Genomic DNA, 18,403 nt, shown 5'->3' with positions numbered 1-18,403 from the left:
AGGATGATTCGCAATCTGGGTGTCGCCACCACGGCCGTGCTGGCTGTCGTGAGCGCGACCGGCTGTGGTTCGGACGACGCGACCGAACACACCGGCGCGGGGCACGTCTCGGGCAGGGTGACCGTGTTCGCCGCCGCGTCGCTGACCGAGACATTCACCGAACTCGGCAAACAGTTCGAGGCCGCGCACCCGGGCGTCGAGGTGATCTACAGCTTCGGCGCGAGTTCCGCGCTCGCCGAGCAGATCAATCAGGGCGCACCGGCCGACGTGTTCGCCTCCGCCGCGCCGAAGAACATGCAGCAGGTCCGGGACAAGGGTGAGGTCACCGCCGCGCCGGTCACCTTCGCGCGTAACCGGCTCGAGATCGCGGTGCCGAAGGGCAATCCGGGCCACATCACCGGCCTGGCCGATTTCGGCAGGACCGAGCCGAAGCTCGCACTGTGCGCGGAGCAGGTGCCCTGCGGCGCGGCAGCGCAGACGGTGTTGGAGACCGCGGGCATCACACCGCGACCCGATACCCGCGAGCAGGACGTGAAAGCGGTGCTGACCAAGGTCACGCTCGGTGAAGTCGACGCGGCGCTGGTCTACCGCACCGACGTCGAGGCCGCGGGCGGCAAGGTCGATGGCATCGACTTCCCCGAGTCCGGCAAGGCGGTCAACGACTACCCGATCGCGCCGCTGGCGCACGCGCCGAACGCGGCGGCCGCCGCGGCGTTCGTCGACTTCGTGACATCGGAGCAGGCCAGGCCGGTCTTCGCCGCGGCGGGATTCGACACCCCGTGATGGCGCCTTCGCGGCGGCGTGCGGTGCTGGGGCGGCGGCCGGTCGCGCTGATGCTGCCCGCGGCCTGCGGCCTGGCATTACTGGTCGTACCGCTCATCGGGCTGCTGGCGCGCGCGCCGTGGTCGGCCATGCCGGCTCGGTTGTTCAGCGTCGAAGTCGGCCAGGCGCTGCGGCTCTCGCTGTGGTGTGCGAGCGCGGCCACGGTGATCTGCGTGGTCTTGGGCATCCCGCTGGCCTGGGTGCTCGCGCGCGCCGAACTGCCAGGGCGCGGGCTGATCCGGGCCTTGGTCACGGTGCCGCTGGTGTTGCCGCCCGTGGTGGGCGGTGTCGCACTGCTGCTGGTGCTGGGACGGCGCGGCCTGCTCGGGCGGTATCTCTACGAATGGTTCGGCGTCTCCCTGCCGTTCACCACCGCCGGGGTGATCGTGGCCGAAGCCTTCGTGGCCATGCCTTTCCTGGTGATCTCCGTCGAAGGAGCCCTGCGGGCGGCCGATCCGCGTTTCGAGGAGGCGGCCGCCACGCTCGGCGCCACTCGCTGGTACGCCTTTCGCCGGGTCACGCTGCCGTCGGTGCTGCCGGGAGTGGTCGCGGGCGCGGTGCTGTGCTGGGCCCGCGCGCTCGGTGAGTTCGGCGCCACCATCACCTTCGCCGGCAACTTCCCCGGCCGCACCACCACCATGCCGCTGGCGGTCTATCTCGCGCTGGAGACCGATCCGGACGCGGCGATCGTGCTCAGCCTCGTGCTGCTGGCCGTCTCGGTCGCCGTCCTCGTGGCGTTGCGCGAACGATGGATCAAGGGGGCGGTATGAGCTTGGCGGCCGACCTGCGGATCGTTCGCGGGCAATTCGCGCTCGAGCTACCCCTTGTCGCCGCGCCGGGCGAAGTGATCGCTCTGCTCGGGCCGAACGGGGCGGGCAAGACCACCGCTCTGCGAGCATTGGCGGGGCTGATCGCGCTCACCGGCGGGCACATCCGGCTGGACGGAACCACGTGGGATGCGCCGCCGGCGGCGTTCGTGCCCGCCGAACGCCGCCGGGTGGGCGTCGTGTTCCAGGACTATCTGTTGTTCGGGCACCTGTCGGCGCTGGAGAACGTGGCCTTCGGGCTGCGCGCCCGCGGCTGCGGGCGCACCGCCGCGCGGGCGCGGGCCGACGAATGGCTCGAACGGGTCGGACTGGCCGATTACGCGCATCGCAAACCCCGGGCGCTGTCGGGCGGGCAGGCGCAACGGGTGGCCCTGGCCCGCGCGCTGGCCACCGAACCACAGCTGCTGCTGCTCGACGAGCCGCTCGCGGCGCTGGACGCGGGCACCAAGCTCCAAGTGCGCTCGGACCTCGCCCACCACCTGCGCGACTACCCCGGCCACACCGTCCTGGTCACCCACGACCCCCTCGACGCGATGGTCCTCGCCGACCGGCTGGTCATCCTCGAGGACGGCGCGATCGTCCAGCAAGGACCGCCCGCGCAGGTCGCCGCACGCCCGCGCTCCGACTACGTGGCCACTCTGATGGGCCTCAATCTCTACCGTGGCACCGCGCGCGGTACGACTGTCGACCTGGACGGCGGCGGCGTCATCACCATCGCCGAACCCGCGCACGGACGGGTGCATGTGGCCTTCAGCCCGAACGCGGTGGGCCTGCATCCCGAACAACCCGTCGGCAGCCCCCGCAACAGCTGGCCGGTCACGATCACCGGCATCGAGCAACACGCGCACGTCACCCGGATCCGTCTGGACGGGGTCCCACCCGTGCTCGCCGACATCACCCCGGCCACCGTCGCCGAGTTGCGCCTGCGTCCGGGTCAGCGGCTGTGGGCCGCGGTGAAGGCGACGGAAACCCGTTCGTACCCGGCGTGACGCACCGGCTGCGGCGATGCGGTAGCTGAATACCGCCCGGTCTGCTTCAATCGAGGGATGTGCAGGTGGATGGCTTATTCGGGTGAGCCGATCTGGGCCGAGGACCTCTTGTTCCGGCCGGTGCATTCGTTGATCGACCAGAGCTTGCACTCTCAGCTCGGTGCGACGACCACGAACGGTGACGGCTTCGGGATCGGCTGGTATGGCGCGGGCCCGCGTCCGGCGGTGTTCAAGAGCGTCGAACCGGCCTGGAACGACCGTAACCTGCGGGAGATCGCGGCGGAGGTGCAGACGTCGCTGTTCTTCGCGCACGTGCGGGCGTCGACCGGCAGCGAGGTGCAGCGCAGCAACTGTCATCCGTTCCGGCACGGGCACTGGTTGTGGATGCACAACGGAGCGCTGCGCGGGTTCCGGCAGTGCAAGCGCGATTTGGCGACGGCGGTCGATCCCTTGTTGTTCGCCGACATCGAGGGCTCCACGGATTCGGAGTTGTTCTTCTTCCTGGCCCTGACCTTCGGGCTCGTCGACGATCCGTTCGGCGCGGTCGCCCGTGCGGTCGGCTTCATCGAGGACGTCGGCCGCGCACACGAGGTCGAGGCTCCGGTGCAGATGACCGTCGCGACCACCGACGGCGAGTCCATGTGGTTCTTCCGGTACTCCACCGAACGGCGGTCGCGATCGCTGTTCTATTCCAACGATGTGGCGAAAGTGCGTGCCTTGCACCCGGAAGTGCAAGCGCTCCGCACGCTGGGGGCGGACGCCCGATTCGTGGTCTCCGAGCCGCTGCGCGATCTGCCCGGAGCGTGGAACGAAGTCGAGGAATCGTCGGCTGGTGTGGTGCGTCTCGGCCACGATGAAACGCGCCCCTTCGCACCGATCGCCCCCTGAGCGGTTCGCTCCTCGCCCCGATCGCCCCGTCAGCCCTTCGCGGCCGCTGCCTGCGCACCCGCGTGAGCTCACGGGCCCGCGCGACCGCCGCGCGCAGCGTCTCGGGGCAGGGCTTCTTCGCGAGACGGCACCTGGCGCACGGTGGCGCCGGCCGAACGAGTGCCGGAGTTGCGGAGGTCGTCGAGGAGGGCGCCTCGCTCACCTCGGCTGGATGCTGGCTGCGCGCGACCGATAGGCCGGCGGCCATTCGGCTCTCCTACGGGCGGAACACCCTTTCCACTGGCGGGAGGACGGTGGAGCCGGGCGCTCGGAGTTTCCGGGAAAGATGACGTGTCGTCGGTGCCAGCCTGACAGCTCGCCGTGAAAGGAGCCGAATTCGATGAGCATCAACCGTACACTTCGCCTCGGTATCGGAGCGATCGCCGTCGCCTTGGTCGCCACCGCCTGCGGTGGTGGCAGTGAAGCCGCGACCACAGCCGATCATGTGCGGGACGGCAAGCTGACCATCGGCATCAAATTCGATCAGCCGGGCCTCGGGTTTCGCGAAGCGGACGGCTCCTACCAAGGGTATGACGTCGAGATCGCCAAGTATGTGGCGAGCAAGCTCGGTGTACGGCCCGACGGCATCACCTTCAAGGAAGCGCCGACCGCTCAGCGGGAGAAGATGATCATGGACGGCGAGGTGGACTTCGTCGTCGCCACCTACTCGATCACCGACGAGCGCAAGCAGAAAGTGGATTTCGCCGGACCGTACTTCGTGGCCGGGCAGGCGCTGCTGGTGAAGAACGAGACCACCGATATCACCGGTGTCGAGTCGCTGAACGGCAACAAGAAGCTCTGCTCGGTCAAGGGCTCCACGCCGGCGCAATACGTCAAGGACCATCACGCCAAAGACGTTCAGCTGGTGGAACTCGACAACTACTCGCAGTGCATCGAAGCGTTGCGGCGCGGTTCGGTCGACGTGGTGACCACCGACGACATCATCCTGGCCGGTTTCGCGGGGCAGGCGTCGGGCGAACTGAAGCTGGTCGGCAACACGTTCACCACCGAGAAGTACGGCATCGGCCTGAAGAAGGGCGATCAGGAGACCCGCACCAAGCTCAATGACGCGATCGAGCAGATGATCGCCGACGGTTCCTGGCAGAAGGCGTTCGAGCAAACGATCGGACCGCTGCGCGACTCGACGCTGACGCCGCCTGCTGTCGAACGGTACTGATCCGGGCCAGCACTAGACGGGCTATCCAGCTATCAGTTTCCCCGGCCGTAACCCGGGTACAACAACCTCGTTGAATACGTGGATGTTAAGGGACACGGCATGGGTAAGCAATCTTTCCGCAAAGGTGACGAAGTCGAATGGAACAGCCACGGCAGTACCGCTGAGGGCACGGTCGAAGAAGTGATCACGTCCGATACCGAGGCGGCCGGACGGACCGTACGGGCCTCCGAAGAGCAGCCGCAGTATCGAGTCCGCAGCGCGAAAAGCGGTCGTGATGCGGTGCACAAGCCCGGCGCGCTGCGTCCGAACGACGATTGACATGGAATTCGGAGCCGCACCATGACGACGACGGACGACGAAGATACGCGCACGCAATTCGACCAGATCGTCAACATGACGCCGGCGGAGCTGCGCCGGTGGCTCGACACCGACGAATCGAAGTCGGTGGGGCAGAAACCGGAAGGCGGTGGCGAGTCGACCGGGCACGCCAGCGGTCGGCGCATCGTGGACATCCTCGAGAAAAAGGAACCGTCCGGCGACGATTACGCGCACATGCGCAAAGTGATCGGATATGCGCATCGCCATCTCGAGCAGCGACCTTCGGGGGACATCGAGAACAGTAGATGGCGTTATTCGCTGATGAACTGGGGCCATGATCCGATGAAAAGCTGACGCGGCAAAATCCTCGCCGCGTCCGCCGCTTCGCCGGGGGAGAGTTCGCAGCCGCCTGCGCCGACAGGCGGCTGCTCCCCCTACCCCGTTCAGACGACCGGCCCTGGTGCGCCGACCTCGTGCAGCCTGCCTTCGGACAGGCGCAGCCAGCGCCGCACCCCGACCTCGGCGAGGAAGCGTTCGTCGTGGCTGACCACCACGAAGGCGCCGCGGTAGGCGTTCAGCGCGCTCTCGAGCTGGCCGACGCTGATCAAGTCGAGGTTGTTGGTCGGTTCGTCGAGCAGCAACAGTTGCGGCGCCGGTTCGGCGAACAGGACGCACGCCAGGGTGGCGCGCAATCGTTCGCCACCGGAGAGCACCCCGACCGGCAGATCGACTCGTGAGCCGCGAAACAGGAACCGCGCCAGGAGATTCCTGCGCCGCGACTCGGGCATGTTCTTCGCGAACACGGCCAGGTTCTCCGCGACGGTGCGGTCGGGGTCGAGCAGGTCCAGCCGCTGCGACAGATATGCGACGCGGCCCTCGGCGCGGGTGATCTGCCCGCGCTGCGCGGCCAGATCACCGTGGATGACGCGCAGCAGAGTCGATTTCCCCACGCCGTTCGGCCCGGTCACCGCGATCCTTTCGGGGCCGCGGATGATCAGATCGACGCCGGTGAGAATGGGCTGCTTCTCGTACTCGAAGTCGATGCGCTCGCCGACGAAAACCATACGCCCAGAGGGGACTTCGGTGTCGGGCAATTCCACCACTATTCGCTGCTCCTCGCGCAGCGCGCGTTCGGCCTGGTCGAGCCGATTCTTCGCCGCTCCCACGCGCGCCAGGTGCGTCTCGTTCGCTTTCCCGGCCGACTCCTGGGCGTTGCGTTTCATGGTTCCCGCGAAGATCTTCGGCAATCCGGCGTTGCCCAGGTTGCGCGTGGCGTTGCTCGCGCGACGCGCGGCCCGCTCCCGCGCCTGCTGCAACTCCCTCTTCTCGCGCTCGAGCTCCTGCTCGGCGTTGCGGATGTTCTTCTCGGCGACCTCGCGCTCGGCGCGCACAGCGGCTTCGTACTCGGTGAAATTGCCACCGTGGAATCGGATCTCGCCGCGATCGAGTTCGGCGATGCGGTCCATGCGGTCGAGCAGCGCGCGATCATGGCTGACCAGCAGCAGGCAGCCGTTCCAGTCAGCGAGCAGATCGTAGAGCCGGTGGCGGGCCTCCGAGTCGAGGTTGTTGGTCGGTTCGTCGAGTAACAGCACCTCCGGCCGTCGCAACAGTTGCGCTGCGAGCCCCAGTGAGACGACCTGCCCACCGCTGAGCGTGTGCAGACGTCGGTCGGGGGACAGGTGGCCGAGGCCGAGGCGTGCCAACTGGGCGCGGGTGCGCTCCTCGATGTCCCAGTCGGAACCGATGGTGGCGAAATGTTCCTCGCTGGTATCGCCGGACTCCACGGCGTCGAGCGCGGCGAGGATCGGCGCGATCCCCAGGACTTCGGCAACGGTCAGATCGCCGGTCAACGGGAGATGCTGGGGGAGGTAGCCGAGGGCTCCCCGGACCGAAACGCCCCCACCCCTGGGCCGAAGATCACCGGCGATGAGACGGAGCAAGGTGCTCTTCCCGGCGCCGTTCGGGGCCACCAGCCCGGTCCGTCCGCCGGGCACGCCGAAGGACAGTCCATCGAAGACCGGAGTGTCATCCGGCCAGGAGAACGACAGGTCGGAACAAATGATGTACGCAGCGGACATGGCTACCTCGAAGTCGGGTGGATGCGCGGGATCGATACCGCGCGAGGAAGGATGGTGAAAAACGACGACATGGCCACGACGGCGGCGCTGCGAGCGCGCTACCGGTGGCCGTCAGACTCGGGACCTATCCCGAGATGTCGAGTTCACCTGCCATGTTCGACTTCCTCGTTCCGATCGCTGTCCGTCGACCATAGCAGCCGTGTGGCCGACCGGGCGGTCAGGCTTCGAGGTAGGCGACGATTCCGCCGATCAGGGCGTCGAGCGCGTCGTCGAGATTGCCGTAGGTGCCGAGGGTGCGTTCGGAGGTGATGCCGCGCATGGCCGCAGGGATGAGCGCGGCCACCTGCCGCACCTTGACCGGGTCGAGTTCGAGGTCGGCGAAAGCTTTCTCGCACGCGGTGTCCCAGTGCGGTTTCCAGGACGCCAGTTCGGCGGCGGTCAGCGGGTAGTCGCGTTCGAGTTCGGCGTGCTCGCGGGGGAGCGCAGCGCGCAGCGTTTCGATGGCAAGCGATTCGGGCTTGCGCAGCCCTACGGCCATCGCCATGATCATGGCGGTCACCCGTTCGCGCAGCGTCCCGTCCGGTTTGATCCCGGCGGGCAGGTCGCCGCGTTTGTCGGCGGTGTGGCGCAGGACCGCGGCCCACAGACCGTCGATGTCGCCGAACTGGTACTTGACCACGCTCCAGGTCGCGCCGATGTCGCGAGCGATCCGGTTACCGGACACCGCGGCGGGGTCGCCCGTGGCCAGCGATGCGATCGCCGCCTCGAGCATGCTTTCCCGGGAACGAACCCCGCGTTTGTTGGCGCGTCGCCCGCTTACCGCCGCTTCCGTCACGAGAACCGAGTCTATCGGGCCCTGATCAGGGCCTTCCAGTTTCGTAGAAGCCTCTTGAATTCTTTCGCAGAGGGTTCTACGCTCAAGGCGCCGCGGGAAGGCTCAGGAGCCGAGCCCTCGGGAGCTTGGAGGATCGAGATGGCAAAACCACCGCTGTCGATGCAGCCGACGGGTTGGTTCCAAGTGGCCTGGTGCGGCGAGATCGAGGTCGGCGCGGTGCACAAGATGAAGTACTTCGGGCGCGAGATGGTCGCCTGGCGTTCGTCATCCGGCCGGGTGGCGGTCTTCGACGCCTATTGCGAGCACCTCGGCGCTCACCTCGGCTACGGCGGTCATGTGGTGGGCGAGCATCTGGTGTGCCCGTTCCACGGCTGGGAGTGGAACGGGGAAGGGCGCAACGTCTGCATCCCGTACGAGAGCCATCCGAACAAGGGCCGCCGGATTCGCAGCTATCCGGTGGTGGAGCGAAACGAAGCGGTGTGGATATGGCACGACATCGATGGACGGGACCCCTATTTCGAAATCCCGGACGTGTTCGAGGCCTTCGGTGACGGCAAGACCGCCGCCGACTACTACCCGCCGGTGCCCGCGGCCACGCTCTACCGGCCCGGTCTGGAACTGCATCCCCAGTACGTCATGGAGAACGGCGTCGATTTCGCGCATTTCAAGTTCGTGCACAAGACACCGTTCATCCCGGAATTCACCCGTCACGACTTCTCCGGCCCCGTGTCGTATGTCGACTTCACCATCGCTTTCGACGAGAACGTGGCTGCAGACCAGGTCAACAGCGGGGTCGAATCGATCAACGCGGGACTGGGCTGCTCGATCACCAAGAGCTGGGGCATGGTCGACAACCGCACGATGCCCGCGGTGACGCCCGTGGACGAATACACCTCCGACGTCCGCTTCACCGTGTGGATCGGACGAAAGGCCGGGTACGACGGCCCCGAGATCACCCGGTACGGAAAAACGATGGCAGGCTTCGTCATCCAGCAGTTCGAGGCCGACGTCGATATCTGGGCGCACCAGCGCTATTCGGATCCGCCCGCGTTGTCGCGCAAGGAATTCGCCGGGTTCAAGGCGTTGCGTGAGTGGGCGGCGCAGTTCTATCCCGAAAGGCCCATGTCATGAGCGCCTCCGACAAGATCCGGGTATTCCAGGTCGCGACCGGCAACCTCGGTACCGAGATGATCGGCCGGATCCGCAACCACCCCGATCTCGAACTCGTGGGACTGCACTGCTATTCGCCGGACAAGATCGGCCGCGACGCGGGCGAGATCGTCGGCATCGGACCGATCGGGGTGATCGCCACGGGCTCGGTCGAGCAGATCATCGCCGCGAAACCGGACGTGCTCACCTTTCACGGGGTATTCCCGGACGAGGACCTCTACGAGAAGGTTCTCGAGGCGGGAATCGACGTCGTGACCACCGCGGACTGGATCACCGGATTCCACCGCGACACCAACCATCCCCATCCTTCCGGCCGTGAGGTCAGCGCGGTCATCCAAGCCGCCTGCGAGCGCGGTGGCTCGACCTTCTACGGCACCGGCATGAATCCCGGCCTGTGCCAGATACTCGGCATCGTGCACAGCGCCGACGTCGCCGACATCGAGAACATCACCGTCACGGAATCGGTCGATGTCTCCTGCCATCATTCCGTCGACACGTGGAAAGCCGTCGGCTACGGCCGCCAGGTCGATGACCCGACCGTCCCGGACTCGCTCTACAAGTACACCGCGGTGTTCGCCGACTCGGTCTATCTCATGGCCGACGCCTTCGACCTCGCACTCGACGAGGTGCGCTTCGGTTACGAACTCGGCGCGTGCACGAAAGATGTCGACCTGGGTTGGTACTTCCTGCCCGAGGGTTCGCTCGGCGCCAGCTACATCAAGTACCAAGGATTGGTCGACGGCGTACCGCGCGTGGAAAGCCATCTCGAATGGCAGATGACGCCGCACACCGATCCGTCTTGGAAAATCAAGGGCTGCTACATCACTCAGATCACCGGTGATCCGAACATCTACAGCAAACACATGATCATTCCGCGCGCGGGCACCGATCTGTCCGACCCCGAGAGCTTCGCCTCGATCGGCATGACCGTCACCGGCCTGCCCGCCCTCAATGCGATCAGATCCGTCGTCGCCGCCCACCCCGGCATCATCACCAGCGCGGATCTGCCCCTGCGCGGGTTCGCCGGACGTTTCAAGCGCTGAACGGCCCGCCTCTGACGGGGCCGGGGAACGGCGCTAATCCCGCCATACAGGTGGACGCTTCGCCAGGAAGGCCGCCATCCCTTCGCGGGCGGCGGGAAGTTGAGCGGCGGCGGCCATGACTTCGAGAGCGAGGGGGTAGGCATCCGCTTCGGGACGGTCGAGTTGGCGGTAGAGAGTGCGTTTGCCCAGCGCTTTGCTGGCCCGGCTGCCCCTGGTCGCGCGGGCCAGCAACTCGTCGACGGCGGTGTCCAGTTCGGCGTCCGGCACCGCTCGGTTGATCAGGCCCCACTGTTCGGCGGTGCGGGCATCGATCGGGTCGCCGGTGAGGGCGAGTTCCATCAGCCGTTTGCGGCCGACGGCGCGGGCCACCGGCACCGCGGGCGTGTGGCAGAACCAGCCGCCTTTGCCGCCGGGGAGCGCGAAACCGGCCGATTCGGCGGCGACGGCCAGATCGCACGAGGCCACCAACTGGCAGCCCGCGGCCGTGGCCAGGCCTTGCACCCGGGCGATCACCACCTGCGGCACCGACTGGATGGCCGACATGAGTTCGGTGCACAGCACGAGCAGTTCCCGGACGCCGAGCAGGTCGCGAGCGGCGACGTCGGCGAAGTCGTGCCCCGCGGAGAACACCGGGCCGTTCGCTCCGAGCACTATCCCCGTGGCGTCGGTCTCGCCTGCGGCCCGGAACGCGGCGAGCAACTCGCCCAGATGTTCGCCCGACAGCGCGTTGCGCTGCCGCGGCCGGTTCATGGTGATGCGCACCGTGTCGCCGTCGCGCGCGACCAGCACATGCCGATACTCCAAGGCGGTCATATCTCCACCGTAGGTCTCCACGGGCGACGACACGACACTTCGAAGCGCCGAGCGCCCTACTCCGGTGACGGCTCAGCGCATGCTCCGGTGTCGCGATATCCACGCTCGTCAGCGTTGGTAACACCGCAGAATGATCGGATGATTGTGGGGAACGACGGCTCACGTTCAGCTCGACGCCACCTGGTGGCCGGGCTCGGACGGTACGCATCGCTGGTGAGAACACACCGCAGTACCCGAAGCGCACTCGTCATGGCCGCCGTGTGCGCGACCGCCGCGCTGCCGGCTTGCTCGCCGTCGAGCCCGGCGGATTTCACCGCCGCCAAGGATCAACCCTTGGTGATCTCGCTGGATGATCTACTGGCCGCGACCGGGGGCAGCGCCGCGGTGGCGGTCGCCGATCCACGGCACGGCACGATCAGCCGCCGCGCCGATGGCGCGGTGGTGTACACACCGGCGGCCGGATACACCGGGTCCGACAGCATCACGGTGACCACCACCGACGCCGTGAAGCTGTTCACCACCGACATCCCGCCGCTCGGTGACTTCGGCGGAGTGAGCGTGCAAGGCAGCGGCTACGGATCGGCGTTCACGCCGGTGCCGGGATCGGCCGACGAGTTCTACGGTCTCACCGACCGTGGTCCGAACGTAGACGGCAAGGGCAAGAACGAGAAAATCACGCCCATACCGGCTTTCACGCCCGCAATCGCCAAATTCAAGATGGTCGGCAGCACGGCGGTGCTGGACAGAACCATTCCCCTGAAGAGTTCGACAGGCCAGCCGTTCAACGGCTTGATCGACACCTCCGCGAGCACGGGGGAGACCATGCGTGGCCTCGACGGCGCCGTCCTTCCTCCCACCGATCACGGCATCGACAGCGAGGGCCTGGCCGCGCTGGCCGACGGCACCTTCTGGGTGTCCGACGAGTACGGGCCGTTCCTCGTGCACTTCGACGCCGACGGCACCGAGCTCGAGCGGCTGGCGCCGGGGCGCGGTCTGCCCGAGGAACTTTCGCTGCGCACCCCGAACCAGGGCATGGAGGGTCTCACCATCACACCGGACGGCAGGACACTGGTCGGCATCGTGCAGAGCGCGCTGAGCGAGCCGGGTGTCGCCTCGGCGCGTGAGGTGCCCATGACCCGGATCGTCACCGTGGATCTGAAGACCAGGGACGTCAAGGAATTCGTGTATCCGCTGGAGGAGCCGAAACAGAAGCTGGCGGTCTCCGAGATCACGGCGCTGACCGACACCACCTTCCTGGTCGACGAGCGCGACGGCGACAAACCGCCCAAGGCGAACAAGAAGCTGTGGACGATCGACATCGCCGGTGCCACCGATGTCGGACCGCAGGCGAAGGTACAAGGCGCGCAATATGATCCGCAGCTGGGCCTGCTGGTCGATGGCAAGCCGCTGGAACTCCTCGTCGGCGCGGTGCCGACCGCCGACGGCGTGGCCACACTGCGGAAGGCGGGCATCACCCCCGTCGCCAAGACGTCCGCCCTGGATCTCGGCGGCCTGCTGGACGGCCTGAACGCCGCGGGCGAGTTCTTCGGCCACGACAAGATCGAGGGCGTCGCCACCCGTGACGGCGGCAAGACCCTCTACATCGCCGCCGACAGCGACTTCGGCATCGAGGCCGCCACCGGCGACCGGCCGCCGTTCGGGCTGAAAGCCAAGCTCCTGGCCGACGGCGCGCAGGACTCGGGCGAGGTGCTGATGGTCGACACCACCGAGCTGCCCGCCGAGACGCGGACGAGGACCGTCACGATCAGCGTGCAGTAGGGTCCCCGCGGTGCACTCACGGCCGCAGCAGCTGGCGCACTCGCGCGGCTTCCCTGGTGAGGTGGTCGCGCTCGGGCACACTGGTGGCGACGCGAGACGCTTCGGCATACAGCTCGGCGGCGCGCTCCAGATCGCCCGCGCGTTCGTGCAGGTACGCCGTCACCGCGGCGTACCTGGGCAAGTCGGGACGCACTCCGGCCAACGCCGCCAGGCCTGCCCCCGGGCCGTCGGCCTCGCCGACCGCTACCGCGCGGTTGAGCCGCACGACCGGGCTGCCGGTGCGGCGCAGCAGCTCGTCGTACCACTCGACGATCTGTACCCAGTCCGTCTCGGCGGCGCAGCGCGCGTCCGCGTGCAGGGCGGCGATCGCGGCCTGCGCCTGGTATTCACCCAGCCGGTCGCGGGCCAGTGCGGCCTGCAGGATCTCCACGCCCTCGACGATCAGGCGCGTGTCCCACAGACCGCGGTCCTGCTCGGCGAGCGGCACCAGGCGACCGCCGGGGCCGGTGCGTGACGCGCGCCGCGCATGGTGCAGCAGCATCAGCGCCAGCAGGCCGGCGACCTCGGGTTCGTCGGTAAGAGCGACGAGCTGGCGGGCCAGGCGGATCGCCTCGGCCGCCAGGTCCACATCCCCGCCGTACCCCTCGTTGAAGACGAGGTAGAGCACGCGCAGCACCGTGCCGAGATCACCCGGCTGGTCCAGCGGCAGCCCTGCGATCCGCCGCTTGGCCCGGCTGATCCGCTGCGCCATCGTGGCCTCGGGGACCAGGTAGGCCTCGGCGATCTGGCGGGTGGTCAGCCCACCGACCGCACGCAGCGTCAACGCGACGGCCGCCGCCCGCGGCAGCGCCGGGTGCGCGCACAGGAAGAACAGCCGCAGCGTGTCGTCCGTGGCCTGCGCCGGACCGGCGGGCGGCTCGGCGTCCGCGGCGAGTTCCCGCCCCCGCCGCGCCGCCTCTGCGCGGGCGGCGTCGAGGAACTTCCGCCACGACACCGCGACCAGCCACGCCTGCGGATCGCGCGGCGGATCGTCCTGCCAGGTCTCCAACGCCCGGACCAGAGCCTCCTGCACGGCGTCCTCGGCCGACGCGAAGTCCGCGCCACGCCGGACGAGGACACCGATCACCGCGGGCACGAGCTCTCGCAGCAGCGCCTCGTTCACTCGGTCGCCAAGGGCGTCGCTGTGAGAAACGGCCGCACCTCCAGCCACTCGTGGATCGGCTTGCCGCCCGCGCCGGGGGCAGCGGACAGCTCTCCGGCCAGCTCGACCGCACGCTCCCAGGACTCGACGTCGATGATCATCCACCCGGCGATGAGGTCCTTGGTCTCGGCGAACGGGCCGTCGGTCACCGGCGGCCGCCCCTCGCCGTCGTGACGCACCCACGCACCCTCCGGCGTCAGTGCCTGCTCGCCGACGAACTCTCCGGTCTCCACCAAGCGGGCGACGAAGTCACGCATGTACTGCACGTGCGCGTCGAACTCCTCCGGCGTCCACTTGTCCATCGGCACGTCGTTGACCGAAGCCGGGGCGCCGCGGTAGTGCTTCAGCAGCAGGTACTTCATGGTCGTCCTCCTTGTTCGTCGCGCGGCCCTCATGGCTGCTCGCATCCCTGGGACGGAGCCGGCGCCGCGTTCTCGACAACCGTTTGTCGTGACGACCATCACATCATCGTGGCTCGCGCTGCCCGACGGCCGTGCGCCGTCGGGCACAACGTGCCGGTTGCGTCTCTCGCCCGGATCAAGCCGGCTGCACGGCAGCGGCGGGCATGCGAGTCTTGCGGGCCAGATCCTGGCGCGCTTCGTCGTACTGCGCTTTCAAACGGGCCACCAGATCCGCGACGGTGAGTTCTTCTGTGATCGCGCCGATGCCCTGCCCGGCACCCCAGATGTCCCGCCATACTTTGGCGCTCACATTGCCGCCGGAGCCGAAGTTCATGACCGACGGATCGGAGTGGGGGAGGTTGTCCGGGTCCAGACCGGCGGCGACGATGCTGCCGCGCAGATAGTTGCCATGGACCCCGGTGAACAAGTTGCTGTACACGATGTCCTTGGCGCTGGAGTCGACGATCATCTGCTTGTACTCCGCCGCCGCGACCGCCTCGGCGGTCGACAGGAATGCCGAACCGACGTAGGCGAAGTCGGCGCCCGCGGCTTGGGCGGCGAGGATGGAACGGCCGTGGGCGATCGCGCCGGACAACAGCACCGGCCCGTCGAACCACGCACGGATTTCCTGAACGAGCGCGAACGGCGACTGGGTCCCGGCGTGGCCGCCGGCGCCCGCGGCCACGGCGATGATGCCGTCGGCGCCCTTCTCGACTGCCTTGCGAGCGAATTCGTTGCTGATCACGTCGTGCAGGACGATCCCGCCGTAGGAGTGGACGGCGTCGTTGATCTCCGGGCGTGCGCCCAGCGAGGTGATCACGATGGGCACGCGGTGCCGCACGATCACGTCCATGTCGTGTTCGAGGCGGTCATTGGTCCGGTGGACGATCTGATTGACGGCGAACGGCGCGACGGTCGCGTCGGGGTTGGCTGCCGCATACGAGGCGTTCTCCTCCGTGATGCGGGCCAGCCAGTCCTCCAGCAGTGCCGCCGGACGGGCGTTGAGCGCCGGGAAGGATCCGATGATCCCCGCCCGGCACTGAGCGATCACCAGCTCCGGTCCGGAGGAGATGAACATCGGTGAGGCCACGACGGGCAGCGTCAGGCGACCGGAGAGAGCGGCGGGTAGGGCCATGATGGGGTCCTTCGAGAGTTCGGAAGGGTTGTCTCGCGGCGATTCGGGCCGAATGGCGCTGCGCTACGACGAAGCTATCGACGCCACCGCCTTACTGCAATAAGTTGCATAAACATGTGTCGCCCATCACTCGCGAAGGTCATCGGGTCCAGGGGCCGTGCTACGCGGTGCTGTCCAGACCGCGCTGTGCCCTTCGCTCGCAGGTACGTGGAATCAGGCGGCGCTCTCTACCATGGGGCGGTGGCACTACAGTTCGCGATCCTGACCGCGTTGACCGAACGGGCCTCGACCGGCATCGAGCTCGCTCGGCGCTTCGACCGCGCGTTCGGTTACTTCTGGTCGGCCACCCACCAGCAGATCTATCGCGAATTGGATCGCCTCAGCGGCGGCGGCTTGGTCGCCGAGGTTTCGCCGCAGTCGCCAGGGCGTGGTCAGCCGAGGCGCTTCTCGATCACACCGGCGGGCACTGCCGCGCTGCACCGTTGGGTGAGTGAGGTCGACGAGCCGCCACAGCAGCGCGAGACATTGCTGATCAGGTTGCGCGCCGCGGCCGCCACCGGGGACTTCGAAGGTGTCCGCGCGGTGGTCACACACCATCTCGACGTGCACGAAAGGACGTTGGCGACCTACCGGGAGATCGAAGAACGTGATTTCTCGGCCGTCGGCGACGACGCCGATGCGATGCGGCATCTGGTTCTGAAGGCCGGCCTGGGCACCGAACGCGCCTGGGCGGACTGGTGTCGCGAGGTCATCGAGGCCCTCGACGCCATGCATACGCCCAGCGAATCGCGGTCGACCTGAGCCCGGCGACCCTCACGGTGCCGAGTCGACCGGCGGCCGAGTTCCCTGCCGGCCAGGCCCCGGCGCCGCAACTCACGACGGCTGGAGTGGATCGTGTCCCAGTGACATCAGGTGTCGGCGCCAGTCGTCTTCGCCCGCGCGCGGCTCGCGCTCCGCGTCCTCGCCCCGCACCGCGGTGATCTCGTCGACGGCTCGGCGCATCACCGCGATGTCGTCGGCATTCAGGTCGGTACGGCGTTTACCGAGAACCGCCAAGATGTCCCGGCCGATCGCCGGTCCCGCGCGATCGGGTTCCGTTTCGCTGCCGATGCCTGCTCCTTCGGTGCGCAGCCAATCGCGCAACTGCCGGGACGACATATTGACCAGGCGGTGGAATTCCTCCCACAGCTCGTCGTCGACGTCGGTTTCGGCCACGGCTCTCACCTCCTTGTCGATGGTGCGACTACCCGGGCCGGACCCGGCGAAACCGCCGTGCGCAAGCAGTACGAGCGCGTTCGCGAGCGCGGATTCGTCGACGCAGAGCCGGGTAGTCGCAGGACGTGTACGGCATGAAACTCAGAGAAATAGCGCAACGGCGAGGACCGTTCGTCTCGCTCTGCATCGACGCCTCGCACAACACCGAAGACGCCGAGAATCAGAGAGCGCTACGGTGGCGCTCGATCCGCGAGCGACTGGCCGCCCAATACGTTCCGGAGAAGACGCTGGAACTGCTCGACGACGCGATAAGCGAGGTGCCGGGGCACGGGCGTGCCGGGCGCGTGCTGATCGCCGATTCGGACAGCCTGCTGGTCGATCATGTGCTCCCGGAGCCGCCCGCACGCGAAATCGTGCGGGTGTCGGCGCTTCCCTATCTGCTGCCGCTGATCGAGCAGCAGTCCCGTGCGGTGCCGCATGTGATCGCGGTGGTCGATCGTGTCGGCTGCGACCTGTACGGCGTCGACGAGGACGAGAATCTGATCGAGATGACCGCCGAAGGCACCGCCCATCCGGTGCACAAGATCCGTCACGGCGGAGGGTGGGCGCATCTGTCGATGCGTCGCCGCGTCGAGGAGATGATCCGGCGGAACGTCGAGGAGGTCGCCACGGCGGTCCGTGATCTCGCGGATCGGGTCGGCGCGCGGATCATCGTGCTGGTCGGTGAGGTCGGCGCTCGCTCCGCGCTGGCCAGAGCGCTCGAGTCGCCGCCAACCGCTCGGGTCGTCGAGGTCGACGCAGGGGCTCGCGCCGCGGGTGTGGATACCGCCGCGCTCGAAGCGCAGGTCGAGCAGGCGGTGCTGACGCAGGCACGGCAGCAGCAGGGGCAGGTCGTCGAGCAATTGAACACCGCACGCGGCAGGGCCGACGGCCTGGCCGTCGAGGGGCTGCCCGAGACGGTCTCGGCGCTGCTGGCGGCGAATGCCGATACCTTGCTGATCGATGCCAAGACAGTGGGGGACCGATCCGTCGAACTGGATCCGCAATTGCTTCGCGGCATCACCGCGGCGGGATGGATCGAGGACGATGCGACGTCGTCGCGCGCCTACCGCGCGGACGAAGCGCTGCCGGTGGTCACCTTGCTGCAGGGCGGCTCGATCGTGCCCGTCGAAGGTGCTGTCGTACCCCGGGAAGGGGTCGCCACCCTTTTGCGCCACCGCTAGCGCATGTCCAGCAATCGAACACAGGAGAAAGAATCATGGAACGAGGAAGTAGCAAGCACGGTCCCGTGCACGATGACGCGCTGGCCCACGACTTGGAGGGCACATTACGCGGCAATCGTTCCAGCCGGGCAGAAGAATGGCATGACCCAGAGCCCCCGGCCGACGATGACACCCTCATCAACGAACAGGTGCAGCGAACCGAACATCCATAGAGCTCAGCGGACCCGAACCATCGACGCTGCGATACTCGAGCGGTACGGTCTCGACCGGCCACCGGCAGGGCCGAGGCACCGAACTCGGAGCAGCCGTCCACTGGTGTAGCCAGAGCCTTCGACCACGGACACGGCCCGATCGGCGACGTGGTCGAAGGCGTTTCAGCTCCCCGTCCGGCGTGTCGCCGAAGGTTTGCCAGCCGTGGCAGATTTGAATGTAAAGCTGGCTGGTCGACAA

20 protein-coding genes are annotated in these 18,403 nt (G+C 67.7%); 13 read left to right on the top strand and 7 right to left on the bottom strand.

Annotated elements, in window-relative coordinates:
* Positions 1 to 3 precede the first annotated feature (3 nt).
* The 7 genes from modA to U3653_RS18400 all read left to right on the top strand — a co-directional run bounded on the left by modA (position 4) and on the right by U3653_RS18400 (position 5,414).
* Complete coding sequence (gene modA, locus U3653_RS18430; RefSeq protein WP_195081238.1) at positions 4 to 783, top strand: molybdate ABC transporter substrate-binding protein; 780 nt, start codon at positions 4 to 6, stop codon at positions 781 to 783.
* Positions 783 to 1,592: a molybdate ABC transporter permease subunit gene (modB, locus tag U3653_RS18425; protein ID WP_195081239.1), complete on the top strand. Its 810-nt coding sequence runs from the start codon at positions 783 to 785 to the stop codon at positions 1,590 to 1,592. Before modA ends, modB begins: the two co-directional genes overlap by 1 nt.
* Complete coding sequence (locus U3653_RS18420; protein WP_195081240.1) at positions 1,589 to 2,638, top strand: ABC transporter ATP-binding protein; 1,050 nt, start codon at positions 1,589 to 1,591, stop codon at positions 2,636 to 2,638. Before modB ends, U3653_RS18420 begins: the two co-directional genes overlap by 4 nt.
* A gap of 69 nt (positions 2,639 to 2,707) precedes the next feature.
* On the top strand, positions 2,708 to 3,526 hold the full coding sequence (locus tag U3653_RS18415) for a class II glutamine amidotransferase (RefSeq protein ID WP_195081241.1): 819 nt from the start codon (positions 2,708 to 2,710) through the stop codon (positions 3,524 to 3,526).
* Positions 3,527 to 3,905: 379 nt separating this feature from the next.
* Positions 3,906 to 4,742 (top strand): glutamate ABC transporter substrate-binding protein, encoded by an 837-nt coding sequence (locus U3653_RS18410; RefSeq protein WP_195081242.1) that lies wholly within the window; start codon positions 3,906 to 3,908, stop codon positions 4,740 to 4,742.
* Positions 4,743 to 4,841: 99 nt separating this feature from the next.
* Positions 4,842 to 5,060: a hypervirulence associated TUDOR domain-containing protein gene (locus U3653_RS18405; protein ID WP_195081424.1), complete on the top strand. Its 219-nt coding sequence runs from the start codon at positions 4,842 to 4,844 to the stop codon at positions 5,058 to 5,060.
* Between the two features lie 21 nt (positions 5,061 to 5,081).
* Positions 5,082 to 5,414, top strand: a complete 333-nt coding sequence (locus tag U3653_RS18400; RefSeq protein WP_195044781.1) for a DUF3140 domain-containing protein — start codon at positions 5,082 to 5,084, stop codon at positions 5,412 to 5,414.
* Positions 5,415 to 5,503: 89 nt separating this feature from the next.
* Here the strand turns inward: U3653_RS18400 and abc-f are convergent, their stop codons facing one another.
* Positions 5,504 to 7,138, bottom strand: a complete 1,635-nt coding sequence (gene abc-f, locus U3653_RS18395; RefSeq protein ID WP_195081243.1) for a ribosomal protection-like ABC-F family protein — start codon at positions 7,136 to 7,138, stop codon at positions 5,504 to 5,506.
* A 217-nt stretch (positions 7,139 to 7,355) separates the two neighbouring features.
* On the bottom strand, positions 7,356 to 7,973 hold the full coding sequence (locus tag U3653_RS18390; RefSeq protein ID WP_195081244.1) for a TetR/AcrR family transcriptional regulator: 618 nt from the start codon (positions 7,971 to 7,973) through the stop codon (positions 7,356 to 7,358).
* A gap of 138 nt (positions 7,974 to 8,111) precedes the next feature.
* Here U3653_RS18390 and U3653_RS18385 point away from each other — a divergent pair, with 138 nt between their 5' ends.
* Entirely contained in the window at positions 8,112 to 9,104 is a 993-nt protein-coding gene (locus U3653_RS18385; protein WP_195081245.1) for a Rieske 2Fe-2S domain-containing protein, read from the top strand.
* The gene (locus U3653_RS18380) at positions 9,101 to 10,186 is read left to right on the top strand and encodes an NAD(P)H-dependent amine dehydrogenase family protein (protein ID WP_195081246.1); all 1,086 of its coding nucleotides are present in this window, start codon (positions 9,101 to 9,103) and stop codon (positions 10,184 to 10,186) included. Before U3653_RS18385 ends, U3653_RS18380 begins: the two co-directional genes overlap by 4 nt.
* 33 nt (positions 10,187 to 10,219) lie before the next feature.
* Here the strand turns inward: U3653_RS18380 and U3653_RS18375 are convergent, their stop codons facing one another.
* Positions 10,220 to 10,999, bottom strand: a complete 780-nt coding sequence (locus U3653_RS18375; RefSeq protein WP_195081247.1) for an enoyl-CoA hydratase-related protein — start codon at positions 10,997 to 10,999, stop codon at positions 10,220 to 10,222.
* A 213-nt stretch (positions 11,000 to 11,212) separates the two neighbouring features.
* Between U3653_RS18375 and U3653_RS18370 the strand changes: the two genes are divergently transcribed.
* Complete coding sequence (locus U3653_RS18370; RefSeq protein WP_323124264.1) at positions 11,213 to 12,778, top strand: esterase-like activity of phytase family protein; 1,566 nt, start codon at positions 11,213 to 11,215, stop codon at positions 12,776 to 12,778.
* A gap of 16 nt (positions 12,779 to 12,794) precedes the next feature.
* Here U3653_RS18370 and U3653_RS18365 read toward each other — a convergent pair whose 3' ends face one another.
* The 3 genes from U3653_RS18365 to U3653_RS18355 all read right to left on the bottom strand — a co-directional run bounded on the left by U3653_RS18365 (position 12,795) and on the right by U3653_RS18355 (position 15,515).
* The gene (locus U3653_RS18365; RefSeq protein WP_195081248.1) at positions 12,795 to 13,940 is read right to left on the bottom strand and encodes an RNA polymerase sigma factor; all 1,146 of its coding nucleotides are present in this window, start codon (positions 13,938 to 13,940) and stop codon (positions 12,795 to 12,797) included.
* The gene (locus U3653_RS18360) at positions 13,937 to 14,341 is read right to left on the bottom strand and encodes a YciI family protein (protein WP_195081249.1); all 405 of its coding nucleotides are present in this window, start codon (positions 14,339 to 14,341) and stop codon (positions 13,937 to 13,939) included. Before U3653_RS18360 ends, U3653_RS18365 begins: the two co-directional genes overlap by 4 nt.
* Before the next feature lie 175 nt (positions 14,342 to 14,516).
* The gene (locus tag U3653_RS18355) at positions 14,517 to 15,515 is read right to left on the bottom strand and encodes an NAD(P)H-dependent flavin oxidoreductase (RefSeq protein ID WP_195081250.1); all 999 of its coding nucleotides are present in this window, start codon (positions 15,513 to 15,515) and stop codon (positions 14,517 to 14,519) included.
* 240 nt (positions 15,516 to 15,755) lie between these two features.
* Between U3653_RS18355 and U3653_RS18350 the strand changes: the two genes are divergently transcribed.
* Positions 15,756 to 16,316 (top strand): PadR family transcriptional regulator, encoded by a 561-nt coding sequence (locus tag U3653_RS18350; RefSeq protein WP_195081251.1) that lies wholly within the window; start codon positions 15,756 to 15,758, stop codon positions 16,314 to 16,316.
* Positions 16,317 to 16,388: 72 nt separating this feature from the next.
* Here U3653_RS18350 and U3653_RS18345 read toward each other — a convergent pair whose 3' ends face one another.
* On the bottom strand, positions 16,389 to 16,730 hold the full coding sequence (locus tag U3653_RS18345; RefSeq protein ID WP_195081252.1) for a DUF3140 domain-containing protein: 342 nt from the start codon (positions 16,728 to 16,730) through the stop codon (positions 16,389 to 16,391).
* A gap of 134 nt (positions 16,731 to 16,864) precedes the next feature.
* On the opposite strand from U3653_RS18345, the gene U3653_RS18340 reads away from it, so the two are divergent.
* Complete coding sequence (locus U3653_RS18340; RefSeq protein WP_195081253.1) at positions 16,865 to 17,953, top strand: Rv2629 family ribosome hibernation factor; 1,089 nt, start codon at positions 16,865 to 16,867, stop codon at positions 17,951 to 17,953.
* A gap of 35 nt (positions 17,954 to 17,988) precedes the next feature.
* Positions 17,989 to 18,165, top strand: coding sequence for a hypothetical protein (locus tag U3653_RS18335; RefSeq protein ID WP_323124263.1), 177 nt, complete (start codon positions 17,989 to 17,991; stop codon positions 18,163 to 18,165).
* Positions 18,166 to 18,403 lie beyond the last annotated feature (238 nt).

Source organism: Nocardia implantans, assembly GCF_035544775.1.
Taxonomy (GTDB): domain Bacteria; phylum Actinomycetota; class Actinomycetes; order Mycobacteriales; family Mycobacteriaceae; genus Nocardia; species Nocardia implantans.
This window is presented reverse-complemented; position numbering and strand designations above follow the sequence as displayed.